The 18197-nt window shown below is 73.9% G+C and carries 13 protein-coding genes, 1 tRNA gene, 1 pseudogene and 1 riboswitch; of the genes and pseudogenes, 4 read left to right on the top strand and 11 right to left on the bottom strand.

Annotation, left to right across the window (positions count from 1 at the left end):
* The first annotated feature begins 146 nt into the window (after nt 1-146).
* Nucleotides 147-572 carry an SsgA family sporulation/cell division regulator gene (locus ACZ5OX_RS25325; RefSeq protein ID WP_465633207.1) on the top strand — a complete coding sequence of 142 codons (426 nt, stop codon included), beginning with the start codon at nt 147-149 and terminating at the stop codon, nt 570-572.
* A 76-nt stretch (nt 573-648) separates the two neighbouring features.
* On the opposite strand, the gene ACZ5OX_RS25320 is transcribed toward ACZ5OX_RS25325, so the two are convergent.
* Genes ACZ5OX_RS25320 through ACZ5OX_RS25310 form a run of 3 tightly spaced genes read right to left on the bottom strand, consistent with a single transcriptional unit; the run spans nt 649 to nt 5179 of the window.
* Entirely contained in the window at nt 649-3219 is a 2571-nt protein-coding gene (locus tag ACZ5OX_RS25320; RefSeq protein WP_465633206.1) for a rhomboid family intramembrane serine protease, read from the bottom strand.
* Nucleotides 3216-4541, bottom strand: a complete 1326-nt coding sequence (locus tag ACZ5OX_RS25315) for an alpha/beta hydrolase (RefSeq protein ID WP_465633205.1) — start codon at nt 4539-4541, stop codon at nt 3216-3218. Before ACZ5OX_RS25315 ends, ACZ5OX_RS25320 begins: the two co-directional genes overlap by 4 nt.
* Nucleotides 4538-5179 (bottom strand): class F sortase, encoded by a 642-nt coding sequence (locus ACZ5OX_RS25310; RefSeq protein WP_465633203.1) that lies wholly within the window; start codon nt 5177-5179, stop codon nt 4538-4540. The genes ACZ5OX_RS25315 and ACZ5OX_RS25310 overlap by 4 nt, the downstream gene beginning before the upstream one ends.
* Before the next feature lie 394 nt (nt 5180-5573).
* On the opposite strand from ACZ5OX_RS25310, the gene ACZ5OX_RS25305 reads away from it, so the two are divergent.
* Nucleotides 5574-6869, top strand: a complete 1296-nt coding sequence (locus ACZ5OX_RS25305) for a polysaccharide deacetylase family protein (protein ID WP_465633201.1) — start codon at nt 5574-5576, stop codon at nt 6867-6869.
* A gap of 3 nt (nt 6870-6872) precedes the next feature.
* Here the strand turns inward: ACZ5OX_RS25305 and ACZ5OX_RS25300 are convergent, their stop codons facing one another.
* Nucleotides 6873-8312 carry an MFS transporter gene (locus ACZ5OX_RS25300; protein WP_465633199.1) on the bottom strand — a complete coding sequence of 480 codons (1440 nt, stop codon included), beginning with the start codon at nt 8310-8312 and terminating at the stop codon, nt 6873-6875.
* A gap of 82 nt (nt 8313-8394) precedes the next feature.
* On the bottom strand, nt 8395-8709 hold the full coding sequence (locus ACZ5OX_RS25295; RefSeq protein WP_465633197.1) for a DMT family transporter: 315 nt from the start codon (nt 8707-8709) through the stop codon (nt 8395-8397).
* 44 nt (nt 8710-8753) lie between these two features.
* Nucleotides 8754-8819: riboswitch (guanidine-III (ykkC-III) riboswitch) on the bottom strand.
* An 85-nt stretch (nt 8820-8904) separates the two neighbouring features.
* Between ACZ5OX_RS25295 and ACZ5OX_RS25290 the strand changes: the two genes are divergently transcribed.
* A tRNA-Cys gene (locus ACZ5OX_RS25290) sits at nt 8905-8976 on the top strand.
* A gap of 85 nt (nt 8977-9061) precedes the next feature.
* Here ACZ5OX_RS25290 and ACZ5OX_RS25285 read toward each other — a convergent pair.
* From ACZ5OX_RS25285 to ACZ5OX_RS25260, 6 genes and pseudogenes are all read right to left on the bottom strand, one after another.
* On the bottom strand, nt 9062-11389 hold the full coding sequence (locus ACZ5OX_RS25285; protein WP_402407072.1) for a xanthine dehydrogenase family protein molybdopterin-binding subunit: 2328 nt from the start codon (nt 11387-11389) through the stop codon (nt 9062-9064).
* 748 nt (nt 11390-12137) lie between these two features.
* A pseudogene (locus tag ACZ5OX_RS25280) lies at nt 12138-12594 on the bottom strand ((2Fe-2S)-binding protein); the annotation flags it as partial.
* Between the two features lie 71 nt (nt 12595-12665).
* Nucleotides 12666-13532, bottom strand: coding sequence for an FAD binding domain-containing protein (locus tag ACZ5OX_RS25275; protein ID WP_392881353.1), 867 nt, complete (start codon nt 13530-13532; stop codon nt 12666-12668).
* A 302-nt stretch (nt 13533-13834) separates the two neighbouring features.
* Nucleotides 13835-15445 (bottom strand): beta-N-acetylhexosaminidase, encoded by a 1611-nt coding sequence (locus ACZ5OX_RS25270; RefSeq protein ID WP_465633195.1) that lies wholly within the window; start codon nt 15443-15445, stop codon nt 13835-13837.
* A gap of 91 nt (nt 15446-15536) precedes the next feature.
* Nucleotides 15537-15821 carry a DUF3039 domain-containing protein gene (locus ACZ5OX_RS25265; RefSeq protein WP_465633193.1) on the bottom strand — a complete coding sequence of 95 codons (285 nt, stop codon included), beginning with the start codon at nt 15819-15821 and terminating at the stop codon, nt 15537-15539.
* A gap of 63 nt (nt 15822-15884) precedes the next feature.
* Nucleotides 15885-16469, bottom strand: coding sequence for a YqgE/AlgH family protein (locus ACZ5OX_RS25260; protein WP_465633192.1), 585 nt, complete (start codon nt 16467-16469; stop codon nt 15885-15887).
* 300 nt (nt 16470-16769) lie between these two features.
* Here ACZ5OX_RS25260 and murA point away from each other — a divergent pair, with 300 nt between their 5' ends.
* On the top strand, nt 16770-18110 hold the full coding sequence (gene murA / locus ACZ5OX_RS25255) for a UDP-N-acetylglucosamine 1-carboxyvinyltransferase (RefSeq protein ID WP_392880932.1): 1341 nt from the start codon (nt 16770-16772) through the stop codon (nt 18108-18110).
* The last annotated feature ends 87 nt before the right edge of the window (nt 18111-18197 follow it).

Here is an 18197-nt window from a genome sequence, read left to right as displayed (position 1 = left end):
GGCCGGAAATCGATGTGACCCGGATCACATCGAATACTCCGTGAAACCCGGTAAGCACCAGGCGCCCCGTGACTCTCACCAGGGTGAGGCCGCACCAACCCCACCTGCCGAAGCGCGGCCTCGCACCGAACCGAAGGGATCCCCCCGTGCGCACCGTCGAAGAGACCGTCCAGGCTCGCCTGATCCTCTCCACCCACCGCTCCGTCCGGCTGCGGGTGGTGCTCTCCTACCTGCCGGAGGACCCGCTGGCCGTCCGGATGGCCTTCCCCTCCGAGTTCTCGCTGGACGACCCCGCCGAACGCCGGGACTCCGAGGACATCGTCTGGATCTTCGCGCGCCAGCTGCTGTCGGCCGGCATCGAGCTGCCGGCCGGCGTCGGCGACGTCCACGTCCGGCCCGCGGTCGGCCGGCGCACCATGGTCGAGCTGCGGGCCCCCGAGGGCACCGCGCTGCTCCGCTTCGACACCGCCGACCTGCGCCGCTTCCTGTGGCGCAGCCGGCTGCTCGTCCCCGAGGGCGAGGAGCACCTGCACCTGGACGCCGACCGCGCGCTCGCCCAGCTGCTCGGCTGACGGGCGGCCCGGCGCCACGGCCGGGGCAGCGGCGCACGGTCTCCCGGGTCCGGGGCCCGGGGACTGTGACCTCCGCTCAGCCCGACAGCCTGCGCATCAGCCGCACGCCCTGGGCCGCCGTCAGGTGCGGCAGGTACGCCTTGCCGATCGCCCTGGTGATGCCGGGCAGCGCGGCCGGGTCGGGGTACGCCATGTACATCGGCCGGTACTCCGGCTGGAACTTCGCCTTGAACGCCAGCAGCGAGCGGAAGCCGTACACCGGCTCCAGCACCCTGCCCATCCAGTCCAGCATCCGCTGCAGCCCGGTGGGCTCCTCGTCCTGCCCGGTGCGGGCCAGCGGCGCGCCCGACAGCGACAGGAAGCGCGCGCCCTCCTCCTTGAACCCGAGCGCGGCCGAGGCGATCAGGAACTCGCTGACCCCGCGGAAGCCGTCCGAGCGCCGGCGCATGAAGTCCAGCGTCCAGCCGACCGGAACGCCGTCCTCGTACACCGGCATCCAGCTGGTCAGCCCGTGCACCACCCGCTGCTCGTCCACCGCGACCAGCACCCGCACGTCCGGGTCGTCCAGCTCCGCCAGCCCGCCGAGCGTGAAGCCCATCTCCGGCAGGCCCTTCTCGGAGACCCACTCCTCGGAGATCGCCCGGATCTGCTCCCGCAGCGCGAGCGGCGCCTCGTGGTACGCCCACCACTCCGCGGAGATGCCCTGCTTGCCGGCCTTGTTGAGGGCGGTGCGGATGTCCTGCCACTTGCGGCCGGTGAAGGCCAGCTCGGGCAGCGGCACCACGGTGTCCTCGGCGACCTGCACCGAGCGCCAGCCGAGCTGCGCGGCGGCGGCCCTGGTGTCGCCGCAGACGCTGTAGAAGCACGGCGTCCAGCCGCGCGCGTCGCAGTACCGGGCGAAGCCGGCCACCGCCCGGGCCCGGTCCTCCGGGGCGCCGAACGGGTCGCCGGTGGTCAGCGCGACGGTGCCCACCACCCGGTAGGCGACGGCCGCCCGGCCGCCCTCGTCGAACCAGTAGTGGTTGCCGTCCCAGGTGGCGATGAACGAGAGCGTCCCGCCGCCGTGCTCGGCCAGCAGCGCCCGCGCCCGGCCGGCCGCCGCCGCGTCGGTGTGCAGCACCGGACGGCGGAACACCGACAGCAGCACGGCCAGCGCGACCACCCAGAACACCAGCCCGCAGTACGTCTCCAGCAGGCGCGCCACCGGCCCGACCGCGATCGGGTAGTCCGGCAGCAGGTCGTTGTACGCGGGCGGCAGGAACTGGGCCGGCAGCCCGGCCACCAGCCCGCGGGCGGTCGCCCCCGGCTCGAACTCCCCGGCGACCAGCCGCCCGACCCCCACGTAGGCGGCCGCGGAGGCGAGCGCCGCGCCGCCGAGCACCAGGGCGAGCCGGCGCACCGAGCGGCCGGACAGCCGCAGCGGGAACCGCTTGCGGGTGGCGACCAGCAGGACGGTGGTCAGCAGCGGCAGCAGCAGCGCCTCGACGAAGTACTGCACCACGTCCCGGCTGACCGGCCCGGCGTCCAGGTACAGCCAGCACAGCAGCGCCGCCCAGAGCAGCTCGGTGGCCACGGTGACCAGCCAGGCGAACCGCAGCCCGCGGCGCAATCCCTCGGCGAGCACCAGCAGCAGCGCCGGGAACAGTGCGGCCATCATCCGGCCCGGGGTGTCGAAGATCCGGACGACGGCGTGCGCCCGGGCGCAGTCGTGCGCCGACAGCGCGCAGAAGTCGGCCACCTCGTCCGGGCTGAGCCGGTGCGAGAAGTACAGCTCGGAGAAGGTGTTGAAGGGCCCGCTGGCGTTGTCGTACAGCGAAGCGAGCAGCGGCCCGAAGGCGGCGGCGACCAGGCAGAGCGCGACCAGCACCCGGGTCTCGGAGTGCGAGGAGCGGTGGGTGCGCAGGTGCGGGCGGCCCCGGCTGACCAGGGCGCCCAGGGCGAGCCCGGCCAGCGCGCCGGCGCACCGCTGGACGCTCTGCAGGTGGCCCACGTACAGCGTCATCACCAGCGGGACGAGCAGCACCAGCAGGTGCAGCCGGCGGCGCCAGAGCACGGTGAGCCGGTACCCGAGCACCCCGGCCAGCGCGAACGCGCCGACGCCCGGGCCGACCGAGATCTGGTCGGCCACCGAGGCGGTCCACTGCTCCCCCGCCGAGGAGCCGAAGGCGACCAGGGCGGTGCCCAGCAGCGTGCCGACGACCTGCCCGCCGACCAGCACCGCGAGGGTGCGCGGCCGCCCGAGCCGGTGCTCGGCGGCCGGGCCGACCAGGAGCAGCAGCAGGCTGGTGAACACGTACGAGCCGGTGCCCGAGCACCAGAGCATCGAGGTGACCGGCGCCCACCAGTGGCCCTCGGCCAGCGTGGACAGCCCGACCCCGGCCCGCTCGAGCAGCCGGTCGGACGGGCCGTGCTCCAGGCTGCCGGTGGCCGCGCCGAGCAGCCAGAGCCCGGCCAGCAGGGTCAGGGTCAGCGGCGCCGAGCGCAGCCGGTCGCCGAGCGCCCCGGCCGCCCGCCGGAGCTTCTGCGGGCCCGGTTCCGGCGTCCGGGTGACCGGGGCCCGGTCGGCGCCCCGCTCGGCGGCGCGCTCCGGCTCCGGCCCGGACCCGCGCTGCTCGCCGACGGCGGCCAGCGCGGTCGCCCCGGTCACCGGGTCAGCCCGGTCTGTTGGGCGAGCCACGGCAGCTGCTGGCCGATGCCGGGCCGGAAGACGACCCATCCGTGGCCGCCCGGCATCAGATCGAACTTGGCCTTCATTCCGGCCGCCTGAGCGGCGTGGTAGACCTTCTCCATCTGTGGTCTGAACTCCTCGTCGGTCTCGCCGACGACCAACGCGACGTTGGTGTCCGGGAACTTCTTGCGGGCCATCACCTGGAGCGGATCGACCTCGTCGAACTTCTTCTCGTCACCACCGAACGCGGCCTTGACAGTCTGCTCCCGGCTGCCCAGGGTCGGTTCCTCCTGCCCGGACATGTCGAGGACGGTGCCGTAGACATCGGGCGCGTTGACGCCGAGCTGGAGCGCGCAGGTGCCGCCCATCGAGGCGCCCCCGATCGCCCAGGCGGTACGGCCGGTGGCGGCCTGGAGGTTCTGGTGGACCCACTCGGGGACGTCCACCGCGAGGTAGGTCTGAGCCTTGGCGATCTTGGAGTCGAGGCAGAGCGTGTTGGCCCAGGTCGAGCCGAGCTGATCGGGCATCACCACGATCGGCGCGAGGCCGCCGTGTTCCGCGGCGTAGGCGTCGAGCGTCTCGTTGATCTGGGCGGACAGCACCCAGTCCCCCGGGATGCCGGGCTGGCCGGTGATCATCACGACCACCGGCAGCAGCGGCCTCGGGGTGGCCTGGTAGGCGGGCGGGAGGTAGACGTACGCGTCGCGGGCCTGGAAGCCCGACCTGGTGCCGGGGATCGGCACCACCGAGACGGTGCCCTTCGCGGGCAGGTCCGCCGGGGGCTTCCAGACCTCCTCCAGCGACCTGCCCGGCGGGGCGGTCACGGTCTGGCCCGCCTTGGTGGCGACCAGCCCGTCGGTCTTGGTCAGCCACGGCGCCAGCATCACGCGCCCGCTCGGGAACTGGCCGAAGCCGATGTTGACCTCGGAGGAGGACATCAGCAGCACCAGGCCGCTGAGGGCCAGCGCGCCGCCCCGGCGGCGCCAGGTGAGCCGCCGCATCCGGTAACCGGCCAGGCAGAGCCCGAGCAGGGCGACGGCTATCCACCAGGTGACGTACCGGGGCGTGCCCTCCGGGAAGGGGTGCCACCAGCCGTCGACCACGACGTCCAGCAGCCAGCTGAGCGCCGCGGCGGTGATCAGCGCGGCGGGCAGGCGGACCCGCCACCAGCTCCGGCCGCGGCCGACGGCGAGCGCGAACAGCGCCGCCCAGCCGGCCGCCAGCACGGCGTGCGGGATCAGGCCCTCGGTGAGCGGCCAGTCGATCGGATTCCAGCGGGAGGCAAGGGTCAACGTGCTCATGCGGCTTGGCCCGGCGGGGTGGTGTCGGCCAGGAAACCGTAGGCGACGACGTTGCCGTCGTAGCCGTGTTCCTCGCTGTACGAGCCGCCGCAGGTGATCATCCGCAGCTGCGCGTCAGTGGCCTGACGGTAGACCCGATCGTCCGGGAAGTCCTTTCGGTCGTGCACTTCGATGGCGTAGAGCTGGTAGACGGCGGTGGCGCCGTCCGCCCGGGCGATCTCGATCCGGTCCCCCCGACGGAGCGCGCCCAGATGGTAGAAGACCGCGGGGCCGGCCTTGTTGTCGACGTGCCCCGCGAGGATCGCGGTGCCGCGCTGGCCGGGGCTGGCCCCGCCGCGGTACCACCCCGCCAGGTTCCGGTCCCCCTCGGGAGGGGCCTGGAGGTGGCCGTCGGCGTCCAGTCCGAGCGCCGTGACCGGGGCGTCCAACCGCACCGCGGGGATGCGGATCCGGGTCGGCGCGGACGGGCCCAGCGGCGGGACGATCGAGACCGGCGCGATCCCGGCCTGGGCCTGGCCGGCCCCCGGCGCGGGCGGCAGCGACGGGCTTCCGTCGTGCAGCAGCCAGGCACCGAGCACCAGCGCGGCCCCCGCCGCCAGGGTGCCCGGCCAGGGCCCCCCGCTCTGCTGGACGCCCACGGGCGCTCCCCTCTGCCGACGGAACCCCGCTTCCTGGGAGTTTCCTGGGAACAATTCAACCGGAACGGACTGTAAGGCACGTCCATACGACGGTCGTACCGGCACCCGCCGATCGGCAGGGTCGATCGCCCTTTCCCTGCGCCTCGTGGGCATCCGGTAGCGGAGTGCGACGGACACCTTCCACACACGATCCCCCCGGGAACACACCCGACACGAGCTACCGACGGTTCAACGGACCCGATCGGTTGCGTCGTTCGAGCGATCGCTCACGACCGCCCGCTGCGCCTCTCCGAACGGCCCCGCCCTCGTGCCATGCTGACCCGGTTACGGTTCCCCACCCACGTGTCCGACGGGACCGCGCACTCCCGCCCACCGCCCAACGAACGGAGTGACCATGGACGCCCTCTCCCGCCGCTCCCTGCTGGCGGCCGGCGCCGCCACCGCCGCCGCCCTGGCGGCCGGCTGCGGCAGCAACCACGCCACCGGCGGGGAGCGGGCGACCGACGCCGCCGTCCCGGCCACCGGCGCGGCCGGCGAGCAGGGCGCCACTCCCGTCCCGGCCCCGGCCCCGGCCCCCGAGCAGCGGACCGTCGTGATCGGCGACGGCTCCACCTCGGACACCGGCGCCCAGCCGCACCAGCCCGTCCCCGAACGGCTGGAGCCCGGCCGGCGGCCGCCGCAGTTCGTGGTCTTCTCCTGGGACGGCGCCGGCGAGCTCGACAACGGCCTGTTCGCCCGCTTCCGCCGGCTGGCCCAGGAGCACGACGCGAAGATGACCTTCTTCCTCAGCGGCCTCTACCTGCTGCCCGAGTCCAAGAAGGAGCTCTACCGCCCGCCGCAGCACAAGGCCGGCGCCTCCGACATCGGCTACCTGAGCGACCAGCACATCCGCGACACCCTGGAGAACGTGCGCGCGGCCTGGCTGGAGGGCCACGAGATCGGGACCCACTTCAACGGCCACTTCTGCGGCTCCACCGGCGTCGGCAAGTGGTCCCCGGAGGAGTGGGACAGCGAGATCCAGCAGGCGATGGACTTCGTGATGAACTGGCGCACCAACACCGGCTTCACCGACCTGCCGGCGCTGCCCTTCGACTACCGCAAGGAGCTGATCGGCAGCCGCACCCCCTGCCTGGAGGGCCAGCGCAACCTGCTGCCCACCGCGGTCAGGCGCGGCTGGCGCTACGACAGCAGCGGCAACGGCACCCAGGTGTGGCCGCAGAAGATCCAGGGCGGCGCGCTGTGGGACCTTCCGCTGCAGTCCATCCCGTTCCCCGGGCACACCTTCCAGGTGCTCTCGATGGACTACAACATCATGTACAACCAGTGCGGCCCCAACACCAAGGCCGACCCGGCGCTCCACCCCGGCTTCCAGACCCAGGCCCGCGACGCCTACATGATGGGCTTCGACCGCACCTACAACGGGAACCGGGCGCCGTACGTCATCGGCAACCACTTCGAGGAGTGGAACGGCGGCATCTACATGAACGCCGTCGAGGAGGTCCTCGGGGCCATCGCGAGCAAGCCGGAGGTCCGGCTGGTCTCCTTCCGGCAGTTGGTCGACTGGCTGGACGCCCAGGACCCTGCGGTGCTGCGCAAGCTCCAGACCCTCGCCCCTGGCCAGGCCCCGGCCGGCGGCTGGGAGTCCTTCCTCGGCGCCCCGGCGGGGGCCGCAGCCCCCGCCGCCGGCTGACCGTCAGGCCTTCGTCCGCACCCGGCCGGAGAGCAGCGCGCCGACCAGCGCGACCCCGGCCATCGACAGCAGGATCACCGCGAAGGCGCCGGGCGAGCCCGCCGCCCCACCGTCCTCGTGGGCGGCGGCGAGCGAGCCGCCGCCCAGCGCCGCGAACATCACTCCGGCGAGCCCGGCCAGCAGCACGTTGCCCAGCGCGTCGCTCACCTGCAGAGCGGCCGAGTTGGCCCCTGCGTCCTCCGGCGTGGAGAGCTTCATCATCAGCACGCTGACGCTCGCGACCGCCATCCCCATCCCGACGCCGCCGACGCCCCAGGCCGCCGCGGCGGCCCAGGCCGGCACCGCCGGGAACAGCACCAGCGCGGCCCCCGAGATGGCCACCGCCGTCAGCACGAAGCCGCCCCGGATCATCACCGCGCGGTAGCGCTCCGCCCCGGGCCGGCCCTGGAGCCAGGAGCCGAGCGCCCAGGTGAGGCCTCCGCTGGTGAGGGTCAGGCCGGCCAGCGTCGGCGAGAGCCCGCGCTGGGTGGTCATCATCAGCGGGATGAACGCCTCGGCCGCGAAGAACGCCCCCGCGGCCACCCCGCGCAGCAGGATCACGGCCGGCAGCCCGCGACCGGCCCGCAGGGTCCGCGCCGGCAGCAGTCCCAGGACGGCCGGCACGAGCAGCGCCGCCCCGGCGATCCCGGGGGCCAGGCCGATCAGGTCGCGCCGCTGGCCCGCGTACTGCAGCAGGCCCGCGCCGACCGCCGCCATCGCGGCCAGCAGGGTGCGACGGCGGTCGAAGGCCGCGCCCCTGACCACCGGGTTCTCCCGCTCCGAGCGGGCCAGCGCCGGGCCCATCACGGCCAGCGGCAGGAGGATCAGCACCGGCACGGCCAGGAACACCCAGCGCCAGCCCAGGTGCTGGGTGACGGCCCCGGAGACCAGCGGGCCGATGATCGAGGGCAGCACCCAGGCCGAGGAGAAGGCCGCGAACACCGCGGGCCGCAGCCGCTCCGGGTAGGCCCGGCCGACCACCACGTACAGGGCGACGATCACCAGCCCGCCACCCAGGCCCTGGACGGCCCGCCCGGCCACGAACACCCACATCCCGGGTGCAGTCCCGGCCACCACCAGTCCGACGCCGAACACCGCGATGCCGCTGAACAGCGGCCGCAGCGGGCCGCTCCGGTCGCACCACTGGCCGGAGACGACCAGGGCGAACAGGGTGGTGGTGAAGTAGCCGGAGAAGGCGAAGGCGTACAGCCCCAGCCCATGCAGCTCACGGGCCGCGGTCGGCATCGCGGTGTTGACGGCCGTCGCCTCGAAGGCGATCACCAGGACCACCGAGACGATCCCCAGCGTCAGCGCGCGGTAGCGGCCGCCGAGGACCCCGCCGCCGGGGTCGTCGTCGAGGGGTATCGGTACGGGGTCGACCGAGGTGGGGGAGGCAGTGGTCATACGTATCATCGTAAGTGGCGTCTGCCTCGATGACCCCTGACCCCGGTCGGTGAACGACTCGGTCCCGAGGCCTAGGACGGGCTCAGTGGAGCACCTTCAGGCCCACCACGCCGGAGACGATCAGCAGCAGGCAGGCGATCCGGGCCGCCGTCGCCGGGTCCCCCAGGACGGCCATGCCGTAGACCGCGGTGCCGACCGCGCCGATGCCGACCCAGACCGCGTAGCCGGTGCCGATCGGAATGGTGCGCATCGCGTACGCCAGGCCGCCCATGCTGACCAGCAGCGCGACGCCGAAGACGGCGCTGGGAACGAGGCGGGTGAAGCCCTTGGACGATTCCAGGGCGACCGCCCACACGGTCTCCAGGAAACCCGAGACGATCAGAACGAGCCAGGCCATGACGGTGATGCCTCCGCAGTCCACAGCGGCCGGATTGCCGCTGAACTGCGCCGTCTTGTCGTCACCGGGTACGACGCGCTCGTCCGGGGTGGCGGAAATGCCGCCACCGGTCTCCGACGGTAGCACACACTGCCATACAGAATTTACAAAGGAGCATTGACCCCGCTCCCCCGGATCGGCCACCATGAATTCACTGGCCGTGTGCCCGAGTGGCTTAGGGAACCGTCTGCAAAGCGGTACACGCGGGTTCGATTCCCGCCATGGCCTCCCCGGAAAAGGAATTGCCGGTCGACTTCGAAAAGTCGGCCGGCAATTCCTTTTCGCCGTTCCCGGCATTTCCCGGGGAATCCGGTCAGGCCGTGACGGCGTCCTCCGCCCGGATCGGCAGCCGGCCGACCGGCAGGCCGGTGGCGGCGCGCACGGCCGCGGCGACGGCCGCCGGGGCGACCACCGCGGGGACGGCGCCGACCGCCTTGGCGCCGAACGGGGCCACCACGTCGCGCTCCTCCAGCAGCGCGGCGATCCGCACCTCCGGGGTGTCCAGCGCGGTGGGCAGCCGGTAGCCGGTGAGCGAGGGGTTCTGCAGCACCCCGCCCTCCGTCCGCAGGTCCTCCAGCAGCGCCAGGCCCACGCCCTGGGCCACCCCCGCCTCGATCCGGTCCTCGATCTGGCGCGGGTTCAGCGCCCGGCCGACGTCCTGGGCGACCGTCATCTCGACCACCCGCACGGCGCCCAGCTCGATGTCCACGTCCACCACGGCGCGCATCGCGCAGAACGAGATGGAGACGAAGGCGTCGCCCTGCCCGGCCTCGTCCAGCGGCTCGGTGGGGTGCGGGCGGCACTGCGCGGTGGCCCACAGCTCCTTGCCCTCCAGCGCCTCGGCGACCGGCATGCCGAGCACCCCGTCGTACGAGGTGATCTTGCCGTCGGCGATCTGGAGCAGCTCCACCGACATCCCGAAGTTCGCCGCGATCGGCTGCAGCAACTGGTGGCGGACCATCAGCGCGGCCCGCTCGACGGCGCCGCCGGAGACCCAGGTGTGCCGGCCGCGGGCGGACGGCCCGGCGATCGACTGGTCGCTGTCGGCCGGCGCGATGTAGACCTCGCTGACGCCCAGTACGGTCTGCACGATCTGCCGGGCCAGCGTGGCGAAGCCCTGCCCGGCGTCGACCGCCGCGCAGATCACGGTGGCGTGGTCGCCGCTGACCCGCACGGTCGCGGTGGAGACCTCGTCCTCGCCCTCGGCGCCCAGCATGTGCACCATGCCGACGGCGTAGCCGATGCCGCGCCGCACCGCCGCCGGGTCGCCCGCGCCGCCGGGCCCGCCGGGCAGCAGCCACTCGGCGTCCGGGTCGTCCACCGGCAGGGCCGGCAGCGGCTCGGCCGCCACCGCGTCCAGCAGGGCGCGCACCGGCGCCGGGCAGGTGACGGCCTGTCCGGTGGGCAGCGGGTCGCCGGTGGACATCGCGTTGCGGCGGCGGATCTCCACCGGGTCCACGCCGATCCGGGCGGCCAGCTGGTCCAGCTGCGACTCGTACGCGAAGCAGGCCTGCAGGGCGCCCTCACCGCGCATCCGGCCGGCCGGCGGGTTGTTGGTGCGCACCGCCCAGGCGTCCACGAAGACGTTCGGGCAGACGTACGGACCGGCCGAGAAGGCCGTCGCGGCGGCCAGCGCCTCGGCGGAGACGTCCGCATAGGCGCCGCCGTCCAGCAGGATCTGCGCCTCGACCTTCACCAGCGTGCCCTCGGCGTCGGCGTGGTGGCGGTAGCGCAGGAGCGCGGGGTGGCGCGAGGCGTGGGTGTGGAAGGACTCCTCGCGGGTGAGCGTCATCTTCACCGGACGGCCGGTGCGCAGCGCCAGCAGGGCCAGGGTGACCTGGAACGAGAGGTCCTCGCGGTCGGTGGTGGCACCGGGCACGCCGGTGACCACCAGCCGGACCCGGTCCGGCTCCAGACCGAGGCAGGCGGCGGTGCGGTCGCGGTCGCCGTGCGGGTCGGTGGAGGACAGGTGCAGCTCCACGCCGCCGTCCGGGCGCGGCACGGCCAGCCCGGCCTCGGCGCCGAGCGGGGCCGGATCCTGCCGGCCGACCTGGTAGAGGCCCTCGACGACGATCTCGCCGACCGCGTCCGGGTCCCCGGTGCGCAGCGGCAGGTGGCGGAACAGGTTGCCGTCCGGGTGCAGCGGCGGCGCGGTGAAGGCCTGCTCCGGGTCGGTGACGGCCTCCAGCGGCTCGTAGTCGACCGCGATCAGACCGACCGCCAGCCGGGCGGTGTCCGGGTGGTCGGCGGCGACCGCGGCGATCGGCTCGCCGTGGTGGCGCACCACACCGGCGGCCAGCACCGGCCGGTCGGCGACGATCGGCCCGGCCGGGGCGCCGTCGGGGGTGCCGTCCGGGCCGGGTGGCAGGTCGGCGGCGGTGACCACGGCGTGCACCCCGGGCAGCGCCAGCGCGGCCGAGGTGTCGATGCCGCGGATCCGGGCGTGCGGGTGCGGCGAGCGCAGCACCGCGCCCCACAGCAGCCCCTCGGCCCACAGGTCGGCCGCGTACGGGTAGATGCCGAGCGCCTTGGGCAGCGCGTCGCTGCGCAGCGGGGAGCTGCCCAGGCCGATCGGCTCCGGTGCGCCGCCCTCGCCGCCGTCCTGCTGGAGTGCTGCGCCGATGTCGGTAGGCGACGTCATGATGCGTGGTCGTCCTCGGGGAGCCGGATGCCGTGGGCGGGGGTGGCGCCGTACGGGACTCCGGCCGGGGCGCCGCCCTCGGCCGGGGCACCGTGCGGGTGCGGGGCGGCGTACGGGGTGCCGTGCGGCGGCGTGCCGTCGTAGACGGCGCCGGGCAGCGGGGTTCCGTGCGCGGGGGTGGACTCGTAGACCGGGGCGTCGTACCCGGTGTCGTAGCCGCTCTGCTGCTGGTGGCCGTCCGGGAAGGGCAGGTGGGTGCCGTGCGCGGGGGTGGCCTGGTACGGCTGCTCGGGGTAGCCCTGGGGCGGGTAGTACACCTGGTCGTCGGCGGCCTGGGCGGGGATGCCGTCCCGGATCGGGGCCAGCACGGTGGTGTCGTACACGCCGCTGTCGTACCCGCCCTGGGGGTCGCCGTAGGGCAGCCCGGCCGGGGCCCGGTCGACGGGGTGCCGATCGACGGGCTGCTGCCCGACGAGGTGCTGCGCCGCGGCGTGCTGCTCCGCGGCGTGCTGCTCCACGGGGTGGGCGACCGGGTGGGACTGCTCGACGGGCTGCTGGGGGGCGGCCTGCTGGGGGACGTGCTCGATCCAGGCCCCGGCGTCGGCGTAGACCGGCGGCTCGACGGCGTGCCCGGGTTCGACGGGCGCCTGCGCGGACGGCTCGGCGACCGGCTCGACCGGCGCCTCGGCGGTGGTCTCGACCGCCTGCGCGGTCTCCTCGGCCTCCTCGGTGTCCAGCGCGCGGGCGTCCGCGACGGTCTGGACGGCGGCCAGCACGCCCCGGTAGCCGGTGCAGCGGCAGAGGTTGCCGCACAGCGCCTGGCGGGCCTCCACCTCGGTGGGCCGGTGGTTGCGCTGGAGCAGGTCGTGCACCGCCATCGCCATGCCCGGGGTGCAGTAGCCGCACTGGACGGCGCCGGAGGCGGCCAGCGCCTGCTGGACGTCGCTCGCGCCGCCGGCGGCCGACAGGCCCTCGACGGTGTTGATCTCGCTGTCGGCGGCCAGTGCCGCGGGCACCAGGCAGCCGGCCACCAGCTGGCCGTCCACCTGCACCGAGCAGGCCCCGCACTCGCCCTGCTCGCAGCCGTCCTTGGCGCCGGCCAGGCCGAGCCGCTCGCGCAGCACGTAGAGCAGGCTCTCGCCGATCCAGGCGTCGGTGACGGGCCGTTCGAAACCGTTGACCCGCAGCGTGTACGAGGCGCACGGGCGCAGCTCGCGGCTGACCTGCGGGGAGAGGCCGAGCGGGTCGGCGTCGAGGGTCTCGATGGGGTCTGTGGTCACTTCAGCGCCCTTCCCAGTGCCCGTCGGGCCAGCACCGATACGGTACGCCGCAGCCGAACGGCGGCCGCGGTCGGCCCCTCGGTCACGGCCTCCCAGGCGCCCTCGGCGCCGTAGTTGTCGGGGACGCAGGCGCCGGCCACGTACTCGCCGAAGGCGGCGGTCGCGGCCGGGTCGATCTCCCGGCTGCCGTCCCAGTCGATGCAGCCGGCCACCCAGGCCTCGGCCTCGAGCGGGCGCAGCGGCACCGGCGCGACGGCACCGACGGCGCAGCGCACCGAGCGCCGGGCCGGGTCGAGGACGAGGGCGACGGAGGCGGTGGCGCGGGCCGGGCCGCTGCGGCCGGTGGCCTTGAGGAAGACCTGCGGGGCGTGCAGCAGCGGGACGCGCACCCAGGTGAGCAGTTCGCCGGGGCGCACCGGGTCGAGCCCGGTGAGCAGGTGACTGACCGGCACCTCGCGGGTGCCCCCGGCCCGGGCCAGGGTGACGCTGGCCTCCAGCGCGGTGAGCACCGGGAGGGTGTCGCCCGCGGCGGCGGCGGTGACGATGTTCCCGCCGAGGGTGCCGACGTTGCGGACCTGCGGCGGGCCGGCCGTGCGGGCCGCGTCGGCGAGCGCGGGGATGAGCGCGGCGAAGTCGGGGCGGTCCATCCGGGCGTGGGTGAGTCCGGCGCCGAGGACGGCGGTGCCGCCGTCCTCGTAGCGCCAGCCGCGCAGTTCGGTGATCCGGCCGAGGCCGACCAGGGCGGCGGGGCGCAGTCGGCCGGCGTTGACGGCCTCCATCAGGTCGGTGGCTCCGGCCACCGGTACCGCGGCCGGGGCGGCGGCCAGCGCGTCGACGGCCTCGTCGAGGGAGGCCGGCAGCATGATCGTCCGGTTCACCTGGGTCCCACCGTGCTCCACTTGCTCATCGATCGCCTGCCGCCCGCCGGCCTTCGGCCGTGCCGTCCTGCGTCAGCAGCCCGGCCTGGCCCGTAGGGTACGGGCGATCGGGCCGGGTTGGGCAACTCTGGCACACAATGCTCGATGATCATCTCGGGACCGGTGAACGGGACTGCCCGATTGGGACTGATACCGGGCGGTATCTGCCCCGTCCCGCTACGGGCCAGGGCAGATGTTCATCAGTTCTTGACGTCGGATGACCGCTCAGAAGTTCCCGGTGAGTAGGACTAGCGCACCGGCGGAGGGCCCTCGATCGGCCGGCCGGCCACTCCGGGCCAGCGCTGCCAGGGGTGCGGCCCGTCCGCCGGGCGGTACTCGACGCCGAGCGCGTCCAACACCTTCAGGTGGGTCGTCAACCGCTGCTCGAAACCGGCGTAGTCCCGCTCGGCCGGCGCGGCGGGCAGCTCGGACCAGGCGACCTCGGCGAAGGCGACCAGCCGGGGGAAGGCCCGGTAGTCGATGTCCCTGGCGCTGTCCATGAACTCGCTCCACAGGTTGGCCTGGGTGCCGATCACGTGCCGGGCGGCGGTCTCGTCCAGCTGCGCGGGGACCGGCTCGAACCGGTAGACGTCCTCCAGCGTGCGCACGAAGCCGACCGGGATCGGCTCGTCCGGTCCGTCCGCCTGCCGGTGGTCGAAGTAGACGTGCTGCTCGGGGCACATCACCACGTCGTGCCCGGCCTTCGCGGCGGCGATCCCGCCGCCGAAGCCGCGCCAGGAGGAGACGGCGGCGCCCGGGGCGAGCCCGCCCTCCAGGATCTCGTCCCAGCCGATCAGCCGGCGGCCGCGCTCGGCCAGCCAGCGGTCGAAGTGCCGGATGAGGTGGCTCTGCAGCTCGTCCTCGTTGGCCAGGCCCAGCTCGCGGATCCGGGCCTGCGCGGCGGCGCTGTCCTTCCACTGCTCCTTGGGGCACTCGTCGCCGCCGAGGTGGACGAACTCGGACGGGAAGAGCTCCAGGACCTCCTCCAGCACGCCCTCGAAGAAGCGCAGGGTCTCCTCGGAGGCGTTGAGCACGTTGTGGCTCACCCCCCAGTCGGTCCAGACCCCGAGCGCGGCGGTGTCCACCACGTCGGTGTTGCCCAGCTCGGGGTAGGCGGCGACGGCGGCCTGGGTGTGGCCGGGCAGGTCGATCTCCGGGACGACGGTGACCCCGCGGGCGGCCGCGTAGGCGACGATCTCGCGCAGGTCGTCCTGGGTGTAGTAGCCGCCGTGCGGGCGGTCGTCGCGGCGCTGCCCGGCCCGGTAGCCGACCATGGAGCGGTCCCGCCAGGCACCGCGCTCGGTCAGCCTCGGGTAGCGCTTGATCTCGACCCGCCACCCCTGGTCGTCGGTCAGGTGCAGGTGCAGCACGTTCAGCTTGTGCGCGGCCAGCAGGTCGACGAAGCGCAGCACGTCCGACTTGGGCAGGAAGTGCCGGGCAACGTCGAGCAGCGCGCCGCGCCAGCCGAACCGGGGGGCGTCCTCGATGTCGGCACCGGGCAGCACCCAGCCCTCGCGGCGCAGCGGCGACCGCCGGTAGGCGTCCGGCCCGAGCAGCTGCCGCAGGGTCTGCGCGCCCCACAACGCGCCCGCCGGCCCTCCCGCGGCGAGCAGGGCGTGGCCGGGGCGCACCGTGAGCCGGTACGCCTCGGCGGCGAGCGTCGCGTCCTGCACCAGCTCGATGCCAGCGCCCGGCCGGCCCGGGCCGAGCGGCAGCCCGGTGGCGGCGGACAGGGCGGCCCGCAGCCAGCGCTCGGCGTCCGCCAGCGCGGGGGGTGCGGTCAGCGTCGTGATGGCGTCGAGCGGATAGTCCTCGTCCGGGCGGCGGGCGGCACTCGAAGGTGCGGGAATGAGGTCCATTCCGACATCCTGCCCACGCCTGGGCCGATTGGCATAGACCACCCAGGAAACCGGGTGCTATGCAAAACGGCGTCGCGCGGAGCGCCGCGGACTACTTGCCGCCGCCGTCGCCGTCGCCGCCCTGCGGCTTGCCGATGCCGTCGTAGATCTCCTTGCACATCGGGCAGACCGGGTACTTCTTCGGGTCGCGACCGGGCACCCACACCTTGCCGCAGAGCGCCACCACGGGAGACCCGGAGAGCGCGCTCTCCATGATCTTGTCCTTCTGGACGTAGTGCGCGAAGCGCTCGTGGTCGCCGTCCCCGTTGGACACCTGCGGGACGGGCTCGACCAGGGTGCCGGTGCCGAGGCCGCGCTCGGGCTCAAGAGTGCTCATGGGTGCCAAGTCTATGGGCGCCCCCGGAAACCCGGCCAGTGTCGCCGCACCGGGCCGGTCGGCTCAGTTCATCGTCGGGTCGTCCGGGTAGGTCGCCAGCAGGGCGAGCGGGCCCCGCTGGCGGCGCAGAACCGAGCGCCAGAGCCGCTCCGGCTCGGGGCTGGAGACGTCCCCGGGCTCGCAGTCCACCAGGTACCAGGCGCCGCTCTCCAGCTCCGCCTCCAGCTGCCCCGGCGACCAGCCGGCGTACCCGGCGAAGATCCGCAGGCTGCCCAGCTCGCCGGCCAGCACCTCGGGCGGCGCCTCCAGGTCCACCAGACCGATCGCGCCGTGCACCCGGCGCCAGCCGAGCGGCTCGCCGGTGCCGGGCTCCCCCGGGGCCACCGCGAGGCCGAGCGCCGAGTCCAGCGCCACCGGGCCGCCCTGGAACACCACGGCGGGCTGTCCGACGAGTCTGTTCCAGCCGTCCAGCACACTTCCCACCTCGACCGGTGTCGGCCGGTTGAGGACCACGCCGAGCGCCCCCTCGACGTCGTGGTCGAGGAGCAGCACCACCGCCCGCGCGAAGTTCGGGTCGGTGAGCAGGGGCGTCGCGACGAGCAGACTGCCGGTGTGGGACCGGCCTCCGTGCGAATGGGCCGCCGTCATGCCCACATGATCCCGCAGAACGGCACCGCTCGGACACCGCAACGCCCGGAAACCGGCCACCGCGACGAACACCCGTACGGCCGTACCGGGGGGCGGGCGCGGGCACGGAGAGAGCACCATCACGGGAGAGGCTCACGGGAACCAACGGCGCGCCTACTACCATCTACGTCTGGTGGACGCCCTTCACGGTGCCGACTCGGTTTCGCCGGGGGTCCGAGCGCGCCCGTACGACCGGTCCACCACCGGCTCTCTCCCGGAGCCCCCTTCCCCACTCCTCTGGCACCCCGGATTGCGAGAACGATGACCGACGACGTCCTGCTGGTCCATGGCGGAAACCCGCTCGAAGGCGAGATCCGCGTCCGCGGTGCGAAGAACCTGGTGCCCAAGGCCATGGTCGCCGCCCTCCTCGGGCAGGGCCCCAGCAGACTGCGCAACGTCCCGGACATCCGTGACGTCAAGGTGGTCCGCGGCCTGCTGCAGCTGCACGGCGTGACCGTGCGCACCGGTGACGAGGACGGCGAGCTGATCCTCGACCCCTCGCACGTCGAGAGCGCCAATGTCGCCGACATCGACGCGCACGCCGGCTCCTCGCGGATCCCGATCCTGTTCTGCGGCCCGCTGCTGCACCGCCTCGGCCACGCCTTCATCCCCGGCCTCGGCGGCTGCGACATCGGCGGCCGCCCCGTCGACTTCCACTTCGAGGTGCTGCGCCAGTTCGGCGCCACCATCGAGAAGCACCCGCAGGGCACCTACCTGGTCGCCCCGCAGCGGCTGCGCGGCACCAAGATCGAGCTGCCGTACCCCTCGGTCGGCGCGACCGAGCAGGTGCTGCTCACCGCCGTCCTCGCCGAGGGCGTCACCGAGCTGCGCAACGCGGCCATCGAGCCGGAGATCGTCGATCTGATCTGCGTGCTGCAGAAGATGGGTGCGATCATCACGCTGGGCACCGACCGGACGATCCTGATCACCGGTGTGGACGAGCTGAACGGCTACAACCACCGCGCGCTGCCGGACCGCCTGGAGGCGGCCTCCTGGGCCTGCGCGGCGCTGGCCACCAAGGGCGACATCTACGTCCGCGGCGCCCGCCAGCTGGAGATGATGACCTTCCTGAACACCTTCCGGAAGGTCGGCGGCGCCTTCGAGGTGGACGACGAGGGCATCCGCTTCTGGCACCCGGGCGGCGAGCTCAAGGCCATCGCCCTGGAGACCGACGTGCACCCGGGCTTCCAGACCGACTGGCAGCAGCCGCTGGTGGTCGCGCTGACCCAGGCCACCGGCCTGTCGATCATCCACGAGACGGTGTACGAGTCGCGGCTCGGCTTCACCGGCGCGCTGAACCAGATGGGCGCGCACATCCAGCTCTACCGCGAGTGCCTGGGCGCCACCCCGTGCCGCTTCGGCGCCCGCAACTTCCTGCACTCCGCGGTCGTCTCCGGCCCGTCCAAGCTGATCGGCTCCGAGCTGGTCATCCCGGACCTGCGCGGCGGCTTCTCGTACCTGATCGCGGCGCTGGCGGCCGAGGGCACCTCGACCGTGCACGGCATCGACCTGATCAACCGCGGCTACGAGAACTTCATGGACAAGCTGCGGGACCTCGGCGCCCACGTCGAGCTGCCCAGCGAGCAGCTGGTCGAGGCCTGACGGTCCTGACACGACGGCGAGAGGCCGGGCTCCCCAGCGCCGACTCCTGACAGACACAGCCCCGGTACAACGGCGAGAGGCCGGGCT

This window comes from Kitasatospora sp. NPDC032121, from assembly GCF_055580145.1.
This window is presented reverse-complemented; position numbering and strand designations above follow the sequence as displayed.